Source organism: Kribbella sp. NPDC051137, assembly GCF_040682535.1.
In the GTDB taxonomy this organism is placed as follows: Bacteria; Actinomycetota; Actinomycetes; order Propionibacteriales; family Kribbellaceae; genus Kribbella; species Kribbella karoonensis.
The window spans coordinates 572,500-591,372 of record NZ_JBFBBI010000004.1; the positions used below are offsets into that span (position 1 = coordinate 572,500).

The 18,873-nt window shown below is 69.5% G+C and carries 17 protein-coding genes; 5 read left to right on the forward strand and 12 right to left on the reverse strand.

Going from position 1 to position 18,873, the window contains the following annotated elements:
* Positions 1–64 precede the first annotated feature (64 nt).
* Entirely contained in the window at positions 65–952 is an 888-nt protein-coding gene (locus AB0M51_RS23970; protein ID WP_344195236.1) for an MBL fold metallo-hydrolase, read from the reverse strand.
* Positions 953–1,034: 82 nt separating this feature from the next.
* Here AB0M51_RS23970 and AB0M51_RS23975 point away from each other — a divergent pair, with 82 nt between their 5' ends.
* Entirely contained in the window at positions 1,035–1,880 is an 846-nt protein-coding gene (locus AB0M51_RS23975) for a LysR family transcriptional regulator (RefSeq protein WP_344195234.1), read from the forward strand.
* Here the strand turns inward: AB0M51_RS23975 and AB0M51_RS23980 are convergent.
* The 7 genes from AB0M51_RS23980 to AB0M51_RS24010 form a co-directional block, all read right to left on the reverse strand.
* On the reverse strand, positions 1,877–2,365 hold the full coding sequence (locus AB0M51_RS23980; protein ID WP_344195232.1) for an FxsA family protein: 489 nt from the start codon (positions 2,363–2,365) through the stop codon (positions 1,877–1,879). The two genes, AB0M51_RS23975 and AB0M51_RS23980, sit on opposite strands and share 4 nt — an antisense overlap.
* Positions 2,366–2,470: 105 nt before the next feature.
* A complete protein-coding gene (lnt, locus tag AB0M51_RS23985) occupies positions 2,471–4,039 on the reverse strand; it encodes an apolipoprotein N-acyltransferase (protein ID WP_344195230.1) in 1,569 nt (522 codons plus the stop codon).
* Positions 4,040–4,605: 566 nt separating this feature from the next.
* Positions 4,606–4,974 carry a hotdog domain-containing protein gene (locus AB0M51_RS23990; RefSeq protein WP_344195228.1) on the reverse strand — a complete coding sequence of 123 codons (369 nt, stop codon included), beginning with the start codon at positions 4,972–4,974 and terminating at the stop codon, positions 4,606–4,608.
* A 23-nt stretch (positions 4,975–4,997) separates the two neighbouring features.
* Positions 4,998–5,750, reverse strand: a complete 753-nt coding sequence (locus AB0M51_RS23995) for an OAM dimerization domain-containing protein (RefSeq protein WP_344195226.1) — start codon at positions 5,748–5,750, stop codon at positions 4,998–5,000.
* Entirely contained in the window at positions 5,747–7,306 is a 1,560-nt protein-coding gene (locus tag AB0M51_RS24000) for a lysine 5,6-aminomutase subunit alpha (protein ID WP_344195224.1), read from the reverse strand. Before AB0M51_RS24000 ends, AB0M51_RS23995 begins: the two co-directional genes overlap by 4 nt.
* A complete protein-coding gene (locus tag AB0M51_RS24005; protein WP_344195222.1) occupies positions 7,306–8,883 on the reverse strand; it encodes an amidohydrolase in 1,578 nt (525 codons plus the stop codon). Before AB0M51_RS24005 ends, AB0M51_RS24000 begins: the two co-directional genes overlap by 1 nt.
* 3 nt (positions 8,884–8,886) lie before the next feature.
* Positions 8,887–9,930, reverse strand: a complete 1,044-nt coding sequence (locus AB0M51_RS24010) for an L-erythro-3,5-diaminohexanoate dehydrogenase (RefSeq protein ID WP_344195220.1) — start codon at positions 9,928–9,930, stop codon at positions 8,887–8,889.
* Positions 9,931–10,071: 141 nt separating this feature from the next.
* Here AB0M51_RS24010 and AB0M51_RS24015 point away from each other — a divergent pair, with 141 nt between their 5' ends.
* Together AB0M51_RS24015 and AB0M51_RS24020 are read left to right on the forward strand one after the other, a co-directional pair.
* The gene (locus tag AB0M51_RS24015; RefSeq protein WP_363750453.1) at positions 10,072–11,535 is read left to right on the forward strand and encodes a lysine 2,3-aminomutase; all 1,464 of its coding nucleotides are present in this window, start codon (positions 10,072–10,074) and stop codon (positions 11,533–11,535) included.
* 119 nt (positions 11,536–11,654) lie between these two features.
* Complete coding sequence (locus tag AB0M51_RS24020) at positions 11,655–13,211, forward strand: hypothetical protein (RefSeq protein ID WP_344195216.1); 1,557 nt, start codon at positions 11,655–11,657, stop codon at positions 13,209–13,211.
* 27 nt (positions 13,212–13,238) lie between these two features.
* Here AB0M51_RS24020 and AB0M51_RS24025 read toward each other — a convergent pair whose 3' ends face one another.
* Together AB0M51_RS24025 and AB0M51_RS24030 are read right to left on the reverse strand one after the other, a co-directional pair.
* Positions 13,239–13,895 (reverse strand): HAD family hydrolase, encoded by a 657-nt coding sequence (locus AB0M51_RS24025; RefSeq protein WP_344195214.1) that lies wholly within the window; start codon positions 13,893–13,895, stop codon positions 13,239–13,241.
* Positions 13,892–14,332, reverse strand: coding sequence for an Lrp/AsnC family transcriptional regulator (locus tag AB0M51_RS24030; RefSeq protein WP_344195212.1), 441 nt, complete (start codon positions 14,330–14,332; stop codon positions 13,892–13,894). The genes AB0M51_RS24025 and AB0M51_RS24030 overlap by 4 nt, the downstream gene beginning before the upstream one ends.
* 71 nt (positions 14,333–14,403) lie before the next feature.
* Here AB0M51_RS24030 and AB0M51_RS24035 point away from each other — a divergent pair, with 71 nt between their 5' ends.
* Together AB0M51_RS24035 and AB0M51_RS24040 are read left to right on the forward strand one after the other, a co-directional pair.
* Positions 14,404–15,324, forward strand: a complete 921-nt coding sequence (locus AB0M51_RS24035) for a 5'-3' exonuclease (protein ID WP_363750823.1) — start codon at positions 14,404–14,406, stop codon at positions 15,322–15,324.
* Positions 15,321–16,517 carry a M20 family metallopeptidase gene (locus tag AB0M51_RS24040; protein ID WP_363750456.1) on the forward strand — a complete coding sequence of 399 codons (1,197 nt, stop codon included), beginning with the start codon at positions 15,321–15,323 and terminating at the stop codon, positions 16,515–16,517. The genes AB0M51_RS24035 and AB0M51_RS24040 overlap by 4 nt, the downstream gene beginning before the upstream one ends.
* Positions 16,518–16,611: 94 nt before the next feature.
* Here the strand turns inward: AB0M51_RS24040 and AB0M51_RS24045 are convergent, their stop codons facing one another.
* Together AB0M51_RS24045 and AB0M51_RS24050 are read right to left on the reverse strand one after the other, a co-directional pair.
* On the reverse strand, positions 16,612–17,592 hold the full coding sequence (locus AB0M51_RS24045; RefSeq protein ID WP_363750458.1) for a nucleoside hydrolase: 981 nt from the start codon (positions 17,590–17,592) through the stop codon (positions 16,612–16,614).
* Positions 17,522–18,844, reverse strand: a complete 1,323-nt coding sequence (locus AB0M51_RS24050; protein ID WP_363750460.1) for a hypothetical protein — start codon at positions 18,842–18,844, stop codon at positions 17,522–17,524. The genes AB0M51_RS24045 and AB0M51_RS24050 overlap by 71 nt, the downstream gene beginning before the upstream one ends.
* Positions 18,845–18,873 lie beyond the last annotated feature (29 nt).

An 18,873-nucleotide genomic window follows, 5' to 3' on the forward strand; every position in this document is an offset into this window, starting at 1 on the left:
CGCTCCTCGCTACCTCGACCTCCCAGGTCGCTCGGCACAGTCTGCTCCACGCGGCCGGTTCGGGTCACGCACCTCCCGCATGTTCGGCGCACAGGCAGCCGACGCCGCGGTCGATCCACTCGGGCAGCCGCCAGTCGGGGTGGCGCTCGATCATCAGCGCGCGGATCTCGGCAGCCACGGTCTCCTCCGGCATCGCGGAGTCGCGGCGTACCCAGGTCTCGTCGCGGAGTTCGACGAGATAGTCGCGGACCTCCGCGAGCAGACGGGCATCGCCGACGTCGCCGTGCCCGGGGACGACCACCCGCGGGCGGTCCGCGAGCAGCCGGTCGAGTACACCGATCCAGCGCACACCGGACACGTCGACGTCGTACGGCGGGAACCACGGGAAGATCGCGAACTGGTCCGCCTCGGCCAGGTCGCCGGTCAGCAGGATGCCCTCGTCCGGCACCGTGACAACCTGGTCGCCCTTGCTGTGCGCCCGTCCGGTCGCGCGGAGCACCACCGTCCGGCCGCCGAGGTCCAGCTCGTACGTCTCGTCGTACGTCAGGTCCGGCGTCGGAATCGTCGCGCCTTCCAGTTCGCGCGCCACGGGCTCCCCGAGCTGGCGGAACATGGAGAGGTACCCCTCGCCCCTGGTGCTCAGGTCATCGGCCTGCACCTGATTGACCAGGTACGTCGCCGCGCCCGCGAACACGTCCGCGCCGAACGCGTGCTCCGGGTGGAAGTGCGTCGTCGTCAGGTACAGCCGGCGCCCACGCGCGTACTGCTCCGCGAACTCCAGGACGCGCTGCGCGTTCCGCGGGCCGAGGCCGGTGTCGACGACGAGCACCGCGCCGGTGCCGCCGATCAGCGTGACGTTGGGGACGAGGTCGACGTTCCGGTTCGGAATCACGACCACGTCGCGGGCGAGTTCCTGGACGTCGGCGAGGTTGACGATCGGGTCTTCGAGCATGCGTCCAGCGCACCACCGGAGCCCGCGCCGCGTCCAAGACTTCTCCGGCATCGCCGATACCCGACAGGTATCGTCGCAGGTGATGGAACTACGCACCTTGCGGTACTTCGTCGCCGTCGCCGAGGAACTGCACTTCGGCCGCGCCGCCACCCGCCTCTACATGAGCCAGCCTCCGCTGAGCCGCGCGATCCGGCAACTGGAGGCCGACCTCGGTACGACGCTGTTCGTCCGCTCCGCGTCGGGCGTCAGCCTCACCCCCGCCGGCACCGCATTACTCGCCGAGGCGCGCAAACTCCTCACCCAGGCCGACCGCCTCCGTGCCAGGGTCGCCGCGGCCGCCGGCGACACGTCCCTCACCGTCGGCATCCTCGGCGACAGCACCGACCCGGACATCTCCCGCCTCGCCGCGGCGTACCGCGACCGCCACCCCACCGTCGAGGTCCACATCCGCGAGACCGACCTCGACGACCCCACCTGCGGCCTGCGCACCGGGCTTGTCGACGTCGCCCTCACCCGCGGCCCGTTCAACCGGACCGGTCTGCACGTCCACGAACTCCGCACGGACCCGGTCGGCGCCGTACTCCGCGCCGACGACCCGCTCGCCGCCCGCAAGACCTTGACCCTCGCCGACCTGGCCGACCGCCGCTGGTTCCAGTTCCCACCGGGCACCGACCCCGAATGGCAGTCCTACTGGAACGCCGGCACCCACCGCGGAGGACCCGTCGTCCGAGCCGTCCAGGAGTGCCTGCAGTCAGTCCTGTGGAACGCCACCATCGGCCTGACACCCCTCACCGACCACAACCCCGGCCCCGAGTTCGCGGTCGTCCCCGTCGTCGATCTGCCACCGAGTCCGGTCGTCGTTGCCTGGAGCGAGAGCACTCCACTGGCCCTGTCCTTCCTCCGAACCGCCAGAGCGATCTACCGCTAGTGGTCCGGGTCGATGACCTCGCCCTGGATCACGTCGCCGGAGGCCGGGCGTTGGGGCTGGGTGGCGCCGGGCATGAACGGCGCGAAGGTGGGTGGAGCGAGGGTGGCCGCGCGGCCGGACAGGAAGCGGCTCCCCAGGCGGCGGGCCAGCGGCCGGGTGAAGGGCAGCAGGAAGAACAGGCCCACGACGTCGGTGATGAAGCCCGGGATGATCAGCAGCGCACCGCCGATCAGCGCGAGACCGCTGTCGGTCAGGTCGCGTCCGGACGAGTTCTTCCCGTCCGGGACACCGCCTGACCGGAGGGCCGACTGCAGGGTGGCGAAGGCGCGACGGCCGGCACGTTTGACCAGCCAGGCACCGGTCAGCGTCTCGAGGGCGAGCAGGCCGAGGGTCGGCCAGCCGCCGATGGCGTGGCCTACCTGGATGATCACGAAGATCTCCAGGACCGGTACCGCCAGCAGCGCCAGCGCGATCAACCACGGCATGTTCTGTCCCTTTCCCGCAGGTTCACCCCAGTGTTACAGGTCGCGGTAGCCGTTCCCACGGTTCGCCTCCTGTCACCGGGGATCGATCAGGGGATACCCCGACCGTCAGGCCGGCACCTTCTCGCGTGCCTGCGCGGAGCCGGCAGCCGGCGGCGGCGTCGCATCCTGACGGGTACGGCGGCGGGCGACCATCGCGAGCACCAGCCCGAGCAGCCCGAGTGCCGTCAGCACCCACTGCGGCCAGCCGCCGAGGGTCGTCGCCAGCGTGTGGCCGTCCTGCAACGGCACGTTCGCGACGTACACGTCCCGGGTGAACTGCGCCGACTTGTGTTCGACCGAGCCGTCCGGCCGGATCACGCCGGAGATCCCGCTGGTGGACGCGATCAGGATCGTCCGGCCGGTCTCGATCGCGCGCATCCGGGTGATCGCGAACTGCTGCTCCGGCTGCCCGGTGCCGCTGTACGTCGCGTTGTTGGTCTGCACGATCAGGACCTGGGCGCCGCCCTTCACGACGTCCTGGATCACGTTGTCGTAGGCCAGCTCGAAGCAGATCACGTCGCCGTACGTGACCCCGCGGATCGGCATCACGCCGGGCCCCACACCGGGCACCGTCTGCGCGCCGATCATCTCCAGCCGGTGGATGTACGGCAGTAGCTGGTTCCGGAACGGGATGTACTCACCGAACGGCACCGGATGCCGTTTCGCGTACCGCTGGCCCGGGCCGGTCGCCGGGTCCCACACGATGCCGGTGGTCTGCCGCTCGTTCGGCCCGGGGCCTTCGGTGACGGCGCCGACCAGGATCGGCACGTCCACCGCCTTGACGGCTTCCTCGATGTCGGCCCGCGTCTCGTCGTCCTTGTACGGATCGATGTCGGTGGAGTTCTCCGGCCAGATCACCACGTCCGGCTTCTTCACGGTGCCGGCCTGGACCTCCTTCTCCAGGTCCAGCGTCGCCTGCAGGTGGTTCTTCGTCACCGTCCTCGCCCGGCCGAGGAACTCGAGCCCCTTGCCCGGCACGTTGCCCTGCACCATCGCGGCGGTCACGGTCTTCCCGTCGCCGGCCAGCGACAGGTGGATCAGAGCGCTGCCGAACACGATCGCCAGCCCCGCGACCACGGCCACCGCACGCATCCGGAGCGCGGTCCCCCGGCGCAGCACGGCGTACACCAGCACACCGAGGAACGCGACGACGAAGCTCAGCCCCGCGATTCCGACGTACGCCGCCAGCCTCCCCAGCGGTGCGTCCGAGAAGGCCCAGGCGAGCTTGCCCCACGGGAATCCGCCGAACGGCACCGACGCGGTCGCGAACTCGGTCGCCACCCACAGGCACGGGATCCACAGCGGCCACCAGCGCAGCTTGAGTACCTGCGTCGCGAACAGCCCGAAGACGGCGTAGAACAGCCCTTCGAGGACGGCGAGCGCGATGGCGGCGTCCCCGCCGATCACGCTCAGCCAGGGCACCAGGACGGCGTAGTACGCGATCCCGAACGCCGCGCCGACCAGGAAGCCGGCCTTCATCGAGATCCCGTGCAGTGCGGCCAGGAAGAGCGGTACGGCGACGATCGTCAGCCACGGCAGGTCGTGGGGCTGGAAGGCGAAGCCGAGCACTCCCCCGGCCAGCACAGCCACCGCCACCCGCGGCAGCAGCCGCCCCAGCGCCTTCAACCGGTCCACGCGGCACCCCTTGTCCTCACCTCACCGGCGGACGCCGCCGGTCGCACGACCGTACAACGTCCCGGACACGCCCATGTATCCGACCGGTGGCCGGCGGGTGTCGGTCGTTGTCAGTGCCGGGAAACGTCACCGGACGACTGAATCACAGGGATGAAGTTCGGCGGCCAGAGGAAAGAGGCTCGGCGTGCCTTCGGACCAACCGGCGAAACGCTGGATGCGCACCGTCCGGCTGTTGTCTACTGGCCGCCGAGCCTCTTCCACCTCTGCCCCGCGGGGGGCTAACCGCCGGCGATCTCAGCCCCCGTCGACTCAAGCCTGGCTTTGACCTGGTCAGCGTCGCGGGATCATCCGGCGGCCGAACTTCGTGTGACCGTTGAACAAACGGGATATGACGACCCCCAAAACGATGCTCGCTGGCGGCGACGGTGTCAACCTCTCCCCCGGCTCTTTGAGCCCGTTGTAACACGATCGCCTGTACTGCAAGGGAAAACGAATTACCCTCATTCAAGTCACGTTACAGAGCGAGATCGGCACTCCACGTGATCGTTACCCAGGGCAACCAATCGTCACGCAACCGGGACGACAACGGTTCCCCTGGCCCGGGTGATCTCCAGCGGTTCGGCGAGTACCTCGGCCGCCGAGGCGGATTGGTCCGGACGACCGCGGCAGACGACGTACGCACTGAAATCCAGGTCGCGGCTCCGGTTGCCGACCCGGCTGATCGTCGCGGTCACCTCGACCACGTCGCCGGCCCGGAGCGGCTGCAGGAACTGGACGTCGGAGTACGACGCGAACAGGCCCTCGTCGCCGTCGGCCTGGATGCACACCTCGGTCGCGACGTCACCGAAGAGCGCCAGCACATACGCGCCGTCGACCAGGTTCCCGGCGTAGTGCGCGTGGCTGTAGGGGACGTACCGGCGGTGCTTGACGGTCAAGCCAATAGTTGCCTTCGACACCTTTATGCGATCTTCCTGTGGGAACGACGTTTGGTCACCAGCGCGTCGACCAGATAGCTCGCGACCTCACCTGGGGTCGTACCGCGTCCGAACACCCGGTCGACGCCGAGTTCGCCCGCCATCTGTTCGGTGAACCGGGGGCCGCCGGCAACCAGCACCGGCCGGGCGTCCTCGGCGTACGCCTCCCGGAACGCGGCGGACATCTCCTTGGTGTTCAGCACGTGCGCCTCGCGCTGCGTCACCACCTGGGAGACGAGGATCGCGTCGGCCTTCTCCGCCTTCGCGCGCCGGACCAGCTCGGGTACGGCGACCTGCGCGCCGAGGTTCACCACCTTCACCTCGCGGTAGTACTCGAGGCCCTTCTCGCCCGCGAACCCCTTGATGTTGAGGATCGCGTCGATGCCGACCGTGTGCGCGTCGGTACCGATGCACGCGCCGACCACGGTGAGCCGGCGGCGCAGGGTCTTCCGGATCGCGAGGTTGACCTCCTTCGGCGACAGCAACGGGTAGTCCCGCTCCACGACCTCGACCTTCGACGTGTCGACCAGGTGGTTCACCGGGCCGTAGACGACGAAGAACGTGAAGTCCGGGCCGATCGCCTTCGCGTGCACGACCAGCGCCGGGTCCATGCCCATCTTGTTGGCGAGCTGCACCGCGGCGCCCTCGGCCCGCTTGTCGTGCGGGACCGGCAGCGTGAACGACAGCTGCACCATCCCGTCCCCGGTGGTGTCGCCGTACGGCCGGATGATGCTCACAGGCCCTCCTCCAACAGCTCGGTCGCCGGGTTGTAGTACCCGGCCGACTTGCGGGCGACGCCGTCCAGGCCACGGCCCGCGTCCTGAGGACGTTTCATCAATCCGAACGTGCCGTCGCCGATCGCGTCCAGCAGCCCGTCGTCGACGATCCGCTCCAGCAGCTCCACGGACTCCCCCAGCACCTGCCGGGCGCGCTGCGCGATGAAACCGTTGGGCTCCGGGCGGAAGTCCTCGTGAAGGTTGCCCGCGGCACCCAGCACGTAGCGGACGTTCTGCAGCGCCAGGTCCCGGTCCGAGATCCACGGCGTGACGACCGCCTCGGTCATCATCCCGACCAGCAGGATGCCCTGCCCGGTCATCGCACCGACCAGGTTGAAGAACCCGTCCAGCAGGTACCCGCGGAACACGTCACCGGTCATGTGCCGGGTCGGCGGCATCCACTTCAGCGGCGCCTTCGGGAACAGCTGGCGGGCCAGCATCGCGTGCGCGAGCTCGAGCCGGAACGAGTCCGGGAGGTCCGGGTTGATCTCGAAGGCGTGGCCCAGTCCCAGCTGCCAGTCCTCGAGCCCGGCCTCCTTGGCGAAGTACTCGTTCAGCAGCTGCGACACCGTCACCGTGTGCGCTGCCTCGACGGCGTCCGCCGTGGTCAGGTAGTTGTCCTCGCCGGTGTTGATGATGATCCCGGCGCGGGCGTGGATCTGCCGGCTGAACCGCTGGTCGACGAAGGTCCGGATCGGGTTGATGTCGCGGAACAGGATCCCGTACATCGAGTCGTTCAGCATCATGTCGAGCCGTTCGAGCCCGGCCAGTGTGGCGATCTCCGGCATGCACAGCCCGGACGCGTAGTTCGTCAGCCGGACGTAGCGGCCGAGCTCCTTGGAGGACTCGTCGAGGGCGGCGCGCATCAGGCGGAAGTTCTCCTGGGTCGCGTACGTGCCCGCGAAGCCCTCGCGGGTCGCGCCCTCCGGGACGTAGTCGAGCAGCGACTGCCCGGTCGAGCGGATCACCGCGATGATGTCCGCGCCCTCGCGCGCGGCCGCCTGCGCCTGCGGGATGTCCTCGTAGATGTCGCCGGTGGCCACGATCAGGTAGATCCACGGCCGCTGCTCCGGATCGCCGTGCCGCTTGATCAGCCGGTCCCGCTCCCGCCGCCGGCGGTCGATCCGCTTCAGCCCGGCGGCGGCCACCTTCCGCGCGGCCGACCTGGCCCGGACCGCGTCCCGGCCCTCGGGCATCCGGAACGTCACCGAGCCCGACGCGGCCTTCTGCGCGAGGACGGCGAGGTCCTCGGCCTCGCCGCGGAGCAGCGCGTCCCACACCGGCAGCGCGAGACCGTGCTCCAGCCCGACGTCGGCGCGGACCGTGTCGGCCAGCCGGTTCACCCACGGGATGCCTTCGGTGTCGGCGCCGGTCAGCCCGGCGAGCCGCAGTACCGCCCGCTCGACCGACACCGTGGTGTGTTGCCGGGCGAGGTTGACGATCGGCTTGCCCGCCTTGCGCGCGAGGCTGCGCGCCTTGCGGACGGTGACCGGATCGAGGTCCAGCTTCTTCGGCATCACAATCCCTCGGCTTCGTAGACGACACGGCCGCCGACGACGGTCCGCAGACACGTCGGCGTGCCTTCACTCAGATCCGGCAGCACCGGTACGCCGGCCCGCGGGTCCGTCGACCATGCGGCCACCCGCTGGTCCGGCGTCTGCACGACCAGCTCCGCGTCGCTCTGCCAGATCGCGTACGTCGCGGCGGCGCTGGGCGCGAGCACCCCGGCGTCGTCGATCCCGGCGGCTCGCCAGCCACCGCGGGTGTGCGCCTGGAAGGCCGCGCGCACGGTGATCCGCTCGGACTTCTCGTGATGGAACGCGGCCGCGCGGACAGCCTCCCAACCACCCAGCTCGGTCACCGGCGCGTCCGAGCCGAACGCCAGTACGACGCCCGCCCGGGCCAGCGAGCCGAACGGGTTCATGCCCTGCCGGCGGTCGCCGACGCGCTCGGCGTACATGCCGTCCGGACCGCCCCACAGACCGTCGAACATCGGCTGCACGCTGGCCACCACGCCGCACCGGGCCAGCGTCGCGATCGTTGCCTCGTCGACCATTTCGACGTGCTCCAGCCTGTGCCGCGCCGCGACGAGAGCCTGTACGCCGACCTTCTCGGCCGCCAGCTCGAAGCCGCGGGCGATGTTCTCGAGTGCCTGGTCGCCGATGCAGTGGAAGCCTGCCTGCACGTTCCGCTCGGTGCAGGTGATCACGTGCTCGGCGATCTGCTCGGGCGTCAGGTAGGCGTGGCCGCGATGGTCGGCGCGATCGGCGTACGGCTCCTTCAACGCCGCCGTCCGCGACCCGAGCGCACCGTCGGCGTTCAGGTCACCGGCGAGGCCGGCCAGACCGTACGTGCCGACGTGTTCGAAGACGCCGGGCTCGCCCCAGTACAAGGTGGCGCTCAGACCGACCTCGTCGGCGACCTCCCGCACGATCGGCAGCTCCCAGAGCGGGCCGATGTGCGGTGCCGCCATCTCGTGGAACGCGCCGATGCCCTTGCCGGCCATCGCCCGCAGGGCTGCTTCGATCTCCGTCCGCCGCTGCTCGGGCCCGACCAGTTCGCTCAACGCGTCCCGGACAAGGTGGTTGGCGTGCCGCTCGACCCGTCCGCTCTCCTCGAACCCATCACCCCGGGCGACGTCGAACAACGCCGACGAGACGACACCCGAGTGACCGTCGATCCGTGACAGGTACACGCGCCGCCCACCGGCCGCCGCGTCCAGCTCCTCTGCTGTCGGCGGCCGTCCCTCGGGCCACTTCGTCTCGTCCCAGCCGGCGCTGTCGATCACCGCGTCCGCGGGCAGCTTCGAGGCGTACGCTGCCAGCTTGTCGAGCGCGTCGGTCAACGACGTCGTACCCGCAAGGTCGAGACCGGTCAGGGCCGCGCCGGTACCCGCCGTGTGGACGTGGGCGTCGACGAACGCCGGCGTGACCAGCTTGCCGTCGAGGTCGATCACCTCGTCGGCGCCGTCGGCGTACGCACCGGCGCCGGTGTCGTCACCGAGCCAGGTCACCACCCCGTCGTCGAAGGCGATCGCGGTCGCGTGGGGGTCGGCGGGTGAGTAGACGGAACCGTTCGTCAGAAGTGTGCGCACGTCCTAATCCTCCGCCAGCCTGCTCTCGAACAGACCACGGACACCCGGCTCGGACCGCAACAGCTCCATGGCGTACTCCGCGTGCCCGGGCACGTACCCGTTGCCGATCAGCATCGTCACGTCCGCAGCGAGCCCTTCCGCGCCGAGCGCCGCGGCCGAGAACGACGTCGCCATCGAGAAGAAGATCACCGTGCCGCCGGCAGCGGTCGACAGTACGGCGCCGTGCTCGCACCCGGGTACGTCGACGCAGACCACGGTGACGTCCGCCGGTCCCCCGGCGCCCGCGACCGCCTCGGCCAGCGCCACGGGATCACGCGCGTCGGCCACCGCGACGACGTCCGCCAGACCCGCGGCCGACAGCTTCTCGCGCTCCCCCTCGAACGGAACGATGCCGATCGTCCGTGCGGCGCCCGCGACCCGCGCTGCCGCCAGCGACAGCGAGCCCGACTTCCCTGCGCCGCCGATCACTGACACGACAGGCTTAATGCCTTTGTCGACATATGAGCGCACCACGCGCGCAGTCAGGGCCGGCGCGCCGCAGACGTCCATGACCGCGAGCGACAGCTCCGGCTTGAGGTCGTCAGGCAGCTTCGCGACGATCGACCTGGCGAACAGGATCGCGTGTCCCTGGGCCGGGACCTGCTCACTCTTGCCGTCCCAGTCCTTCAGCTCGTCGGTGATCCGCAGCGGCGTCAGAGTCAGCGACACCAGGGTCGCGACACGGTCGCCCTCGCGGACGCCGAGCGGCGAGTCCGGGCCAGCCTCGTCCACCACGCCGACCAGCATCCCGCCGGACCCGGTGACCGGGTTCTGCATCTTGCCGCGGGTCCCGACGATGTCCAGCACCGCGCGGCGGATCGCCGTACCGTCACCGCCGTGCGCCTCGGCCAGCTGGCGGTACGACGCGGCGTCCAGGTTCAGGCGCTCGACCGCTATTCGGACCTCGTCGGACCAGATCTCGGGACGTGCGTCGAGTTTCTCCGCCGCCTGCGGCAACACGCCGGACGGTGCGAGTACGCGATGCAGTCCTACCGGGCTCGATGACACGGGGCCTCCTCTGTGCGGTCGGGCAAAATACTACTCATACCCCGCCTCGACAGGAATTCTTGCGGCGTACTGTTGGATCTGAGGGAAGTTCTATCGCTATCCTCACAGCTGACAGCATCACCCACGTCCCCCGGAGGACCCGTGACCGACCTGATCACCCCGGAGCTGGCACACTCGGAGCCTGGTGACGGCCAGCCGTATCTGTACCGGCGTACCGAGCTGGTCGAACCGGACTGGACCCGGCTACCCGGCTGGAAGGACGTCACCGCCGAGGAATGGCGCTCGGTCCAGTGGCAGCGGTCGCACTGCGTGAAGAACGTGAAGCAGTTGCGGGACGTGATGGGCGACCTGCTCGACGAGCGGGTCTACGAGGACCTCACCCGCGACCAGGCCGAGCGGGCCACGATGTCGATGCTGCTGCCGCCGCAGATGCTGAACACGATCGTCCCGCAGGGCGCGGACGACTACACCGAGGCGTTCTACGCCGACCCGGTCCGCCGCTACATGCTGCCGGTGTTCAGTGACCGCCGTGCCGACTGGCCGTCGCACCCGCACGCGACCCGGGACTCGCTGCACGAGCACGAGATGTGGGCCACGGAGGGGTTGACCCACCGCTACCCGACGAAGGTCCTCGCGGAGATCCTGCCGACGTGCCCGCAGTACTGCGGTCACTGCACCCGGATGGACCTGGTCGGCAACTCGACGCCGGTGATCGACAAGCTGAAGTTCGTCGCGAAGCCGCAGACCCGGCTGGACGACATGCTCGACTACCTGCGCCGTACGCCGGGAGTCCGGGACGTCGTCGTCTCCGGCGGCGACGTCGCGAACATGCCGTGGCCGCGGCTCGAGTCGTTCCTGATGAGCCTGCTGGAGATCGAGAACATCCGCGACATCCGGATGGCCACGAAGGCCCTGATGGGCATGCCGCAGCACTGGCTCTCCTCCGACGTCCTGTCGGGCGTTGAGCGTGTCGCGTCGGTCGCGCGCAGCCGCGGCGTGATGCTCGCGATGCACACCCACGTCAACGCGGCCCAGTCCGTGACGCCGCTGGTCGCCGAGGCGTCGAAAGCGATGCTCGAGGCCGGCCTGCGCGACGTCCGCAACCAGGGCGTCCTGATGCGCGGCGTCAACGACTCGATCCCGCAGCTGCTCGACCTCTGCTTCGCCCTGCTCGACGGCGCGAACGTCACGCCGTACTACTTCTACATGTGCGACATGATCCCGTTCTCCGAGCACTGGCGGGTCTCGGTCCGCGACGCCCAGCACCTCCAGCACGGCATCCTCGGCTACCTCCCCGGCTTCGCCACCCCGCGCATCGTCTGTGACGTCCCGTACGTCGGCAAGCGCTGGGTCCACCAACTGTCCGAGTACGACGAGGTCCGCGGCATCTCGTACTGGAAGAAGAACTACCGCACCGGCATCGAACAGCAGGACCCGGACGCGCTGAACCGCACCTACGAGTACTACGACCCGATCGACACCCTGCCCACCGAGGGCCAGAACTGGTGGCGCCAGCACGCCGGCAACCACCTCGCCGAAGCCGAAGCCCGAGCCGCCGCGTCCCGCACCGCCGCCGAGGCCCAGAAACTCCTCGACCTCAACTAGTTCTGCAACAACCTGCAACCTGCTCTCCGTGAGCAGATAGATGCACATGGCAACCGCTAGCATCTCTGTTCGTTCCGGGCGGCGCGGCCGCGTTCTGGTTGATCGGGCCGGATGACACGGTGTATTCCGGCGAGCAGCACCTGAGCAGTAAGGGGCTGGCCATTGCCACCACCCCGGAACTGCTCAACCGGCACGGTCCGGTGCTGCACGTCGACGTACGGTCGGCGAAGAATCAGCCGGTGTTCGTGGGAGTCGCGCGGGACTTCGACGTCGCGAGTTATCTCAAAGGCACTGGTCACACGAGGCTCGTCCAGGTGCAGTACCCGATCGCGCTCAGCACCGAGGAGGAGAAGGGTACGGCGGGTCCGCTCGCCGCGCCCGCAACCCTCGACTGGTGGGTCACGAAGGCGAACGGGAGCGGTCCCCAGTCCATCGCCTGGCCGATCGAAGACGGGCCGTACGACGTCGTCATCATGAACGCGGACGGCAAGACCGCTCCCGACGTACAAGCCGAGCTGGGCATCGAAATCCCGAAGGCCTTCCGCACGGCACTCGCGGTCTTTGCCGGAGGCATCCTCCTCCTTGCCCTGGGCATCTTGCTGATCCTGCTCCGTCGGCGCTCGGTGAGGCCGCAGGCTCCCGGCAATATCGCCTCGGGGACACCACAGGCCGGCGCACTGGGTGACGGACGACGCAGTTCGCCGGGGGTACGGCGGGTAGTGGGGCTCGCTCTGGTGCTGGGTCTGGTTGCCGGATGCTCAGCGATCCCCCAAGCGGACACAGTGACGTCACTGACCCGTCCTGCGATCAGCGACGCCCGCGCTGCGGCCGTGATCAAGCACTACAACGACCTGAGCGACAAGGCGAACAGCAGCCTCGACGCCAAGCCGCTGACCGCTGTCGAAACCGGCAACGTCCTTCGTCAGAGTCAGGCCTGGTACAAGATCGCACGGGCCGAGAAGGCCAAGCCGGGTGGAACGTCCGCGTTCCTCGAACCGGTGATCGGTTCACCGCAGTTCGGTACCTACCCGATGCGCTTCGTCAGCTCGTCCGGGATCGCCGGCGACAAGGAGTACCGCCACGTCGGCGTGTGGGAACGGGCCACCGCGGGCAGTCCGTGGATGCTCGTGTTCAGTGCCGGCGTGAAGACAGCCGCGAAGCTCCCGGACATCACCAGCCTGCGCGTCGCGACACGTGCCGACGACACGAAGCTTGCCGCCGGCACTCAGGGTGCCGCGAGCAGTCTGGCGACGTACCGCACCGATGGACCGAAGTCAGCGCGTGCCGCCGCGTTCCAGCCGAATGCCGACATCACGGAACTGTTCGCCGACATTGCGAAGGACAAGGCCGAGCAGGCGAAGGAGCGTGGGTCCGTGCGCGGAATCACGAACACCTTCAGCTCGCCGGCCGAGTCCCCTGCGTTCATCACGAAGTCCGGCACGGCGATGGTGTTCGTCTCTCTCACCCAGGACTACACGCTGCTCGCGGGGAGCAATTGGCAATTCTGGTGGGAGAGCGTCCCCGAGGCCGCGTTCAGTCCAGCGACGGCCAAGTACCAGAGCGGTCTCACCAGGACGACGATTCACGACACCGTCCTGCTGATCCCCCCGAAAGGTCAGGGGAAGATCCGGATCGCGTCGTTCCAGTCTCAGGTCGTCGATGCCGGCGGTTACTGACGGAAGGCAGGACGCCTCGAAAGGGAGTCAGAGGTACTCGAGCAGCCGACGGTACTTGTCCACTGACGATCCGTTCCACGACGGATCGCTGTCGGCGTGTTCAGTGGTCCGTACGACGTACATCCCCAGAGCCGCCGCCCCGGCAAGCTCGCCGTCACTGCCGTCGCCGACATAGAGGCAGTCGGCCGGCTCGACACCCAGCGCGTTGCATGCCGCCAGGTAGATCGCCGGCTCGGGTTTGGCGGCGCCGACCTCGGCGGAGAAGGCGGTTGTCTCGAAGTACGGGGCCAGCGGACTGCCTGGCCACTGGAGTTGGGTTTCGGCAGTGATGTTGCTGACCAGGCCGATGCGCCAGCCCGCTGCCTTGAAGGTGGCGAGGGTGTCGAGGGTGGCCGCCGGTGCCGCGGTCAGGAGGCGGCGGGCGAGGGTGCGGCGGAGGGTGGTGGCCTTCTGCACCTGGGCCTCGGTCGGTGCGCCGCCGCAGCGTTCGGCGATCAGGCGGAGCGTTGCGGGCAGGTCGCCGTACGCGCCGATGAAGCGGTCGTACGACGAGGCGTCGAAGGCGCGCTGGAACGCGGTCGGGTCGACGCCGAGCGCCGCGCCCATCTGAGCGTTCACCACGTCCCGGGCCGCGTCGCCGCCCGGGATCAGCGTGCTGAACAGATCCGTCAGCAGAACTTTCACAGGGCTGGCGGGCGGCGCTCGTACGGCGTGCTGAGGACGATCGTCGTGGTCGTTGAGACGTTCGCGCGGGCGCGGATCACCGCGAGCAGGTTCTCCAGCGCGGCCGGCGACGCGACCCGGACGACCAGGACGTAGCTGGAGTCGCCGGCCACCGAGTAGCAGGACTCGATCTCGCGGACGTCGCGGAGCCGTTCCGGGGAGTCGTCCGGCTGCGACGGGTCGATCGGGCGGATCGAGATCAGCGCCGTCAGCGGCAGATCCAGCGCGGTGTGGTCGACGGTGGCGGCGTACCCCTGGATGATTCCGCGCTGCTCGAGGCGCTTCACCCGCTGATGTACGGCAGACGTGGACAGGCCGGTCGCCTTGCCCAGGTCGGTGAAGCTCATCCTGCCGTCGGACGCGAGCAGCCCGACGATCTTGCGGTCCAGGTCCTCCATCCTGGAGACCCTACTGCCGCGAGCGCCCGGCATGAAAGCATCTCCCCATGGCTGAGACAGGACAGCGGCTCATGCTGCTCGACACCGCGTCGCTCTACTTCCGCGCCTTCTTCGGTGTGCCGGACACGATGAAGGCCGCCGACGGTACGCCGACGAACGCGATCCGCGGGCTGCTCGACTTCATCGCCCGGCTCGCCGAGAACCACCGGCCGACCCATCTGGTCGCCTGCTGGGACGACAACTGGCGGCCGTCCTGGCGGGTCGCGCTGATCCCGTCGTACAAGGCGCAGCGGGTCGAGTTCGTGACGCCGAAGGGCGAGCAGGTCGAGGACGTACCGGACCGGCTGGAGGTCCAGGTGCCGTACATCCGGGCCTGCCTGGAGGCGATCGGGATCGCGGTCGTCGGCGCCCCGGACCACGAGGCCGACGACGTGATCGGCACCCTCTCGCACCAGGCGACGATGCCGGTCGACGTCGTCACCGGTGACCGCGACCTGTTCCAGCTGATCGACGACAGCCGCGGCATCCGGGTCGTCTACACCGCCGCCCGCGGCGTCGGGCGCGCCGACGTGTACGACGAGCAGGCGCTGCTCGCGAAGTACGAAGTCCCGGCCCAGCGGTACGCCGACTTCGCGACGCTGCGTGGGGACGCGTCCGACGGGCTGCCCGGCGTGAAGGGGGTCGGCGAGAAGACCGCCGCCGCGCTGGTCACGGCGTACGGCGACCTGGACGCGATCCGCGCCGCGGCCGCCGACCCGGGTACGCCGATGGCGCCCGGGGTGAAGAAGAAGATCCTGGCCGCGAGCGACTACCTGGACGTCGCGCCGAAGGTGGTCGCGGTCGCGAAGGACGCCCCGGTCGGGACGTACGACGCGACGCTGCCGCGCGAGGTCAGGGACCCGGAACGCTGGCTGGACCTCGTCGAACTGCTCGAGCTCGGCGGCTCGGCCCAACGGGTGATGTCCGCCCTCGACCTCGGACCGAAGGCGTGAACACCCGGGAGCTGGCGGAGCGCTTCCGCGAGGAGATCGTCACGCTGCGGCGGGCGCTGCACCAGGTGCCGGAGTACGACCTCGACCTGCCGAAGACACAGCAGCTGGTCCTGGACGCGCTCGAGGGCCTGCCGCTGGAGATCACGCTCGGCAAGGAGCTGTCCTCGGTGACCGCCGTACTGCGGGGTGGCCGCGGACCCGGGCCGGTCGTACTGCTGCGCGGTGACATGGACGCGCTGCCGGTCACCGAGCGGGTCGACGTACCGTTCGCGTCCCGGCACGACGGGATGATGCATGCCTGCGGCCACGACCTGCACGTCGCGGGGCTCGTCGGCGCGGCGAAGGTGCTGTGCGCGCTCAAGGACGAGCTGCCCGGTGACGTGGTGTTCATGTTCCAGCCCGGCGAGGAGACCTCCGGCGGGGCGCCGATCATGATCCGCGAGGGCGTCCTCGAGGCGGCCGGCCGGCGGGCGGACGCGGCGTACGGGCTGCACGTCGGCGCGTCGTCGCAGCCGCTCGGGATGTGGAGCAGCAAGCCCGGGTCCTTCATGGCCGCGGCGGACCAGCTGCACGTCCGGGTGATCGGCGAGGGCACGCACGGGTCGACGCCGTTCCGCGGCAAGGACCCGATCCCGGTGCTCTGCGAGATCGTGACCGCGCTGCAGACGATGATCACCCGGCAGTTCGACGTGTTCGACCCGGTCGTGCTCACGGTCGGGCGGATCGCCGGCGGCACGAAGGAGAACATCATCCCGGACGACGCGTTCATCGACGCGACCGTCCGGACGTTCTCCGAGGCGACCCGGGCCAAGGTGCAGAGGTCGTCGATCCAGCTGGTCGAGGGGCTCGCGGCGGCGCACGGGTTGCAGGTCGAGGCGGAGTACCAGGTCGGGTATCCGGTGACGGTGAACAACCCGTCCGAGTACGAGTTCGCCCGTTCGGTGATCGAGGACCTGTTCGGAGCCGACCGTTTCCGCGAACGCCCGAACCCGCGGTGCGGCGCCGAGGACATGTCGTACGTGCTGAACGAGGTGCCCGGCGTCTACCTCAACCTCAGCGCCTGCGCCGCCGCCGACCCGGACGCGGCCGCCGACAACCACTCCCCCTTGGCGAACTTCGACGACTCGGTCCTCCCCGACGGCGCCGCCCTCCTCGCCGAACTCGCCGTACGCCGCCTGAACCGGGCCGACTAGCGCCGAGACGCCCACAGGCGCTGGGCGTGTCGAGTGGGCCGTCTGCGGAGCGACAGGAGATGTCCGGGGGTAGGCAGTTCACCCGATCGGTTCGTCAACGGCGTACCAGCGCCTGCTCCAGCCACTGCATGAAGGCCGGGTAGTCGGCCGAGACCGACAGGGCGATCTCGGTCCCGTCCGGTGCCAGGCTCATGCGCGCGAGGTCGTCCAGGACCACCCGCTCGCGCGCGAATCGCACACCCGGCCAGAGCAGGGCGGCGGCGAGCGCCAGCGAGTCGTGCTGCATCGCGACGTACTTCGCCGTCCAGCGGTCGAAGTGCTCCCGTAGTACGCGCTCCCACGGCGTCGCGCCGGGCTCGGTCCACCGCTGGTAGAGCCGCGAGTCCGCGGTGGTCTCCATCGCCGGGTGGAACGTCACGTCCGAGGTCACGAATGTCGGCGGGCCCCACCGTTCCAAGGCGGGCAACAGCTCGACGGCCGCCGCCGGATCCGCGCGGAAGTTGTGCTCGGCCCGCTCCGGATGCCGGTAGTTGATCGCCCCGCCCATCTGCGTGACCGCCATCCGGGCCACCAACTCGGGCCGCTTCCGCTGCAGTGCCGCCAGGTTCGACAACGGACCGATCCCCACCCATCGCACCCGTCCGTCACGCCGCGCCAGAACCTCGCTCACCGCCCCGACGACATCCGTCTCCTGCCGGGGCACGTCCGCCGGACACATCTCCCCGACGACGAAACCGCGACGATTCCCCAGGTCGGCGCCCGCCACCACCCGAACATCCGACCGCCCCACCAGGTCCAGCAACCACCGCACGAACCGGGCCCGCTCCCCGCCGTACTCGTCCCCGGTCACCACCAGCGCCAACTCCGGCACCAACCGGGCCGCCACCACCAACGCCACGCTGTCGTCCGGATCCCCACCCGCATCCGTGTCGATGATCATCGGCGCCCGGGCGATCGCGGGCGGTCCGGGGGTAGGCGGAGGCCCACCCACGAGCCCGGCATCCTCAAAGCTCGCGGCCGCCCCCGCGAGGGCCATCCACTCGTCCACGGGATCCGCGTCGCCACCATCGCCCACCACCCGCACCTCCCCGCGTCGCGTTCAACACATTCTCGGCGAACACCTGCTTGTCGCGCTCACTCCCGCACCGCTCGTACGCCTCCCAGATCGCCGGCCTGTCACGTTCCGGAACTCTTGCCCGGTCCAACGATTTCTGCAGTGCCTCCACCTGCCGGTTGTCGGACCGGTAAACGAACGAATCGAGGAACTCCGCCAGCCGCCGATCGGTCGGACGATCGGTGATCCACGCGCGGACCTCGCGGCGATACCGCCCGGCCCAGTCGTCCAGCCACGGCCGGTACTCGGCTCCCCGATCACGCAGCATGGCAACATGTCGCGCCAGATCGGCGACGGCCCGCAGATTCACCACCTTCACGCCCTCACGGACCCGAGGGTCGCGCAGGCGCGGCGACAACCGCGCCCTGCTCAAGCCCCTCAGCATCTCCGGATCGTGCCGCTGAGCGGACTGCTCGGGTCGGCGTACGCCGATCCGCTCCGGACTCGACATCGGGCCGTTCAGCAACTTCTCCACGCTGTGCAGCGCCATCCGGTGCGCGAACGTTTTCGACTCGTCGGCCGGGAGCACTTCCAAGGCCCTCCCGCGCTGCGTTTCCGACGCGGACAGGTGGACCTCGTAGCCCTTCTTGGTCCCCGGATGCGGGTCGTCCGGGGATTCGGCGTGGAAGGCGTACCGTCCGACGAACTCGGTCTCCGGGTACGCCGCGGCGAGCAACTCCTGCACGGTGCCTTTGAAACTCGTGTCGACGAGCGCGACCCGGCTGCCCGGACGGCCGACCGGCACCTGGTTGTCGTGCAGGTAGTCGGTGAGCAGCCGAAATCCGCCGACAGTGTCGGCGGCGCGCACTCGTGGCGCTGCACCCCGGAAACCGTGCAAGTGCGGAAACGTCAAACCCTGGTGCCGTTCCAGGTCTTGCAGCGCGTTCTCGACGAGAATGCGGGACAGCACCAGGTTCGATCCGTGCCGGCCGAAGAACTCTCCGTCGAGCTTCGACATCGCGAGCGCAAGATGATGTCCGTCGCGTCCCACCGCAACGACGCGGCCGACATTCCGCGTTCCGACATCGTCCCGAAGGTCGGCGAGCATGTCGTCGGCGACCCTGACCATCAACGGCGCAGGGAACTGGTAGGCGACGAGGTACGCGTGCCGCAGCGTCATGACATCCGCGTCGTCCGCGATGCCCAGTTGAGCGGCGACACGATTCGCGGTCCGTGCGCTCGGTTCCAGTACGAAGTCTGCGTTGTCGAACACGCATCAAGTACCGCACAGTTCGTCGTGGC

Bases quoted from the DNA above. Each gene is read 5' to 3' on its own strand.
- AB0M51_RS23970 (WP_344195236.1), bottom strand. From the start codon at position 952: ATGCTCGAAGACCCGATCGTCAACCTCGCCGACGTCCAGGAACTCGCC.
- AB0M51_RS23975 (WP_344195234.1), top strand. From the start codon at position 1,035: ATGGAACTACGCACCTTGCGGTACTTCGTCGCCGTCGCCGAGGAACTG.
- AB0M51_RS23980 (WP_344195232.1), bottom strand. From the start codon at position 2,365: ATGCCGTGGTTGATCGCGCTGGCGCTGCTGGCGGTACCGGTCCTGGAG.
- AB0M51_RS24000 (WP_344195224.1), bottom strand. From the start codon at position 7,306: ATGCCGAAGAAGCTGGACCTCGATCCGGTCACCGTCCGCAAGGCGCGC.
- AB0M51_RS24030 (WP_344195212.1), bottom strand. From the start codon at position 14,332: ATGGAGGACCTGGACCGCAAGATCGTCGGGCTGCTCGCGTCCGACGGC.
- AB0M51_RS24035 (WP_363750823.1), top strand. From the start codon at position 14,404: ATGCTGCTCGACACCGCGTCGCTCTACTTCCGCGCCTTCTTCGGTGTG.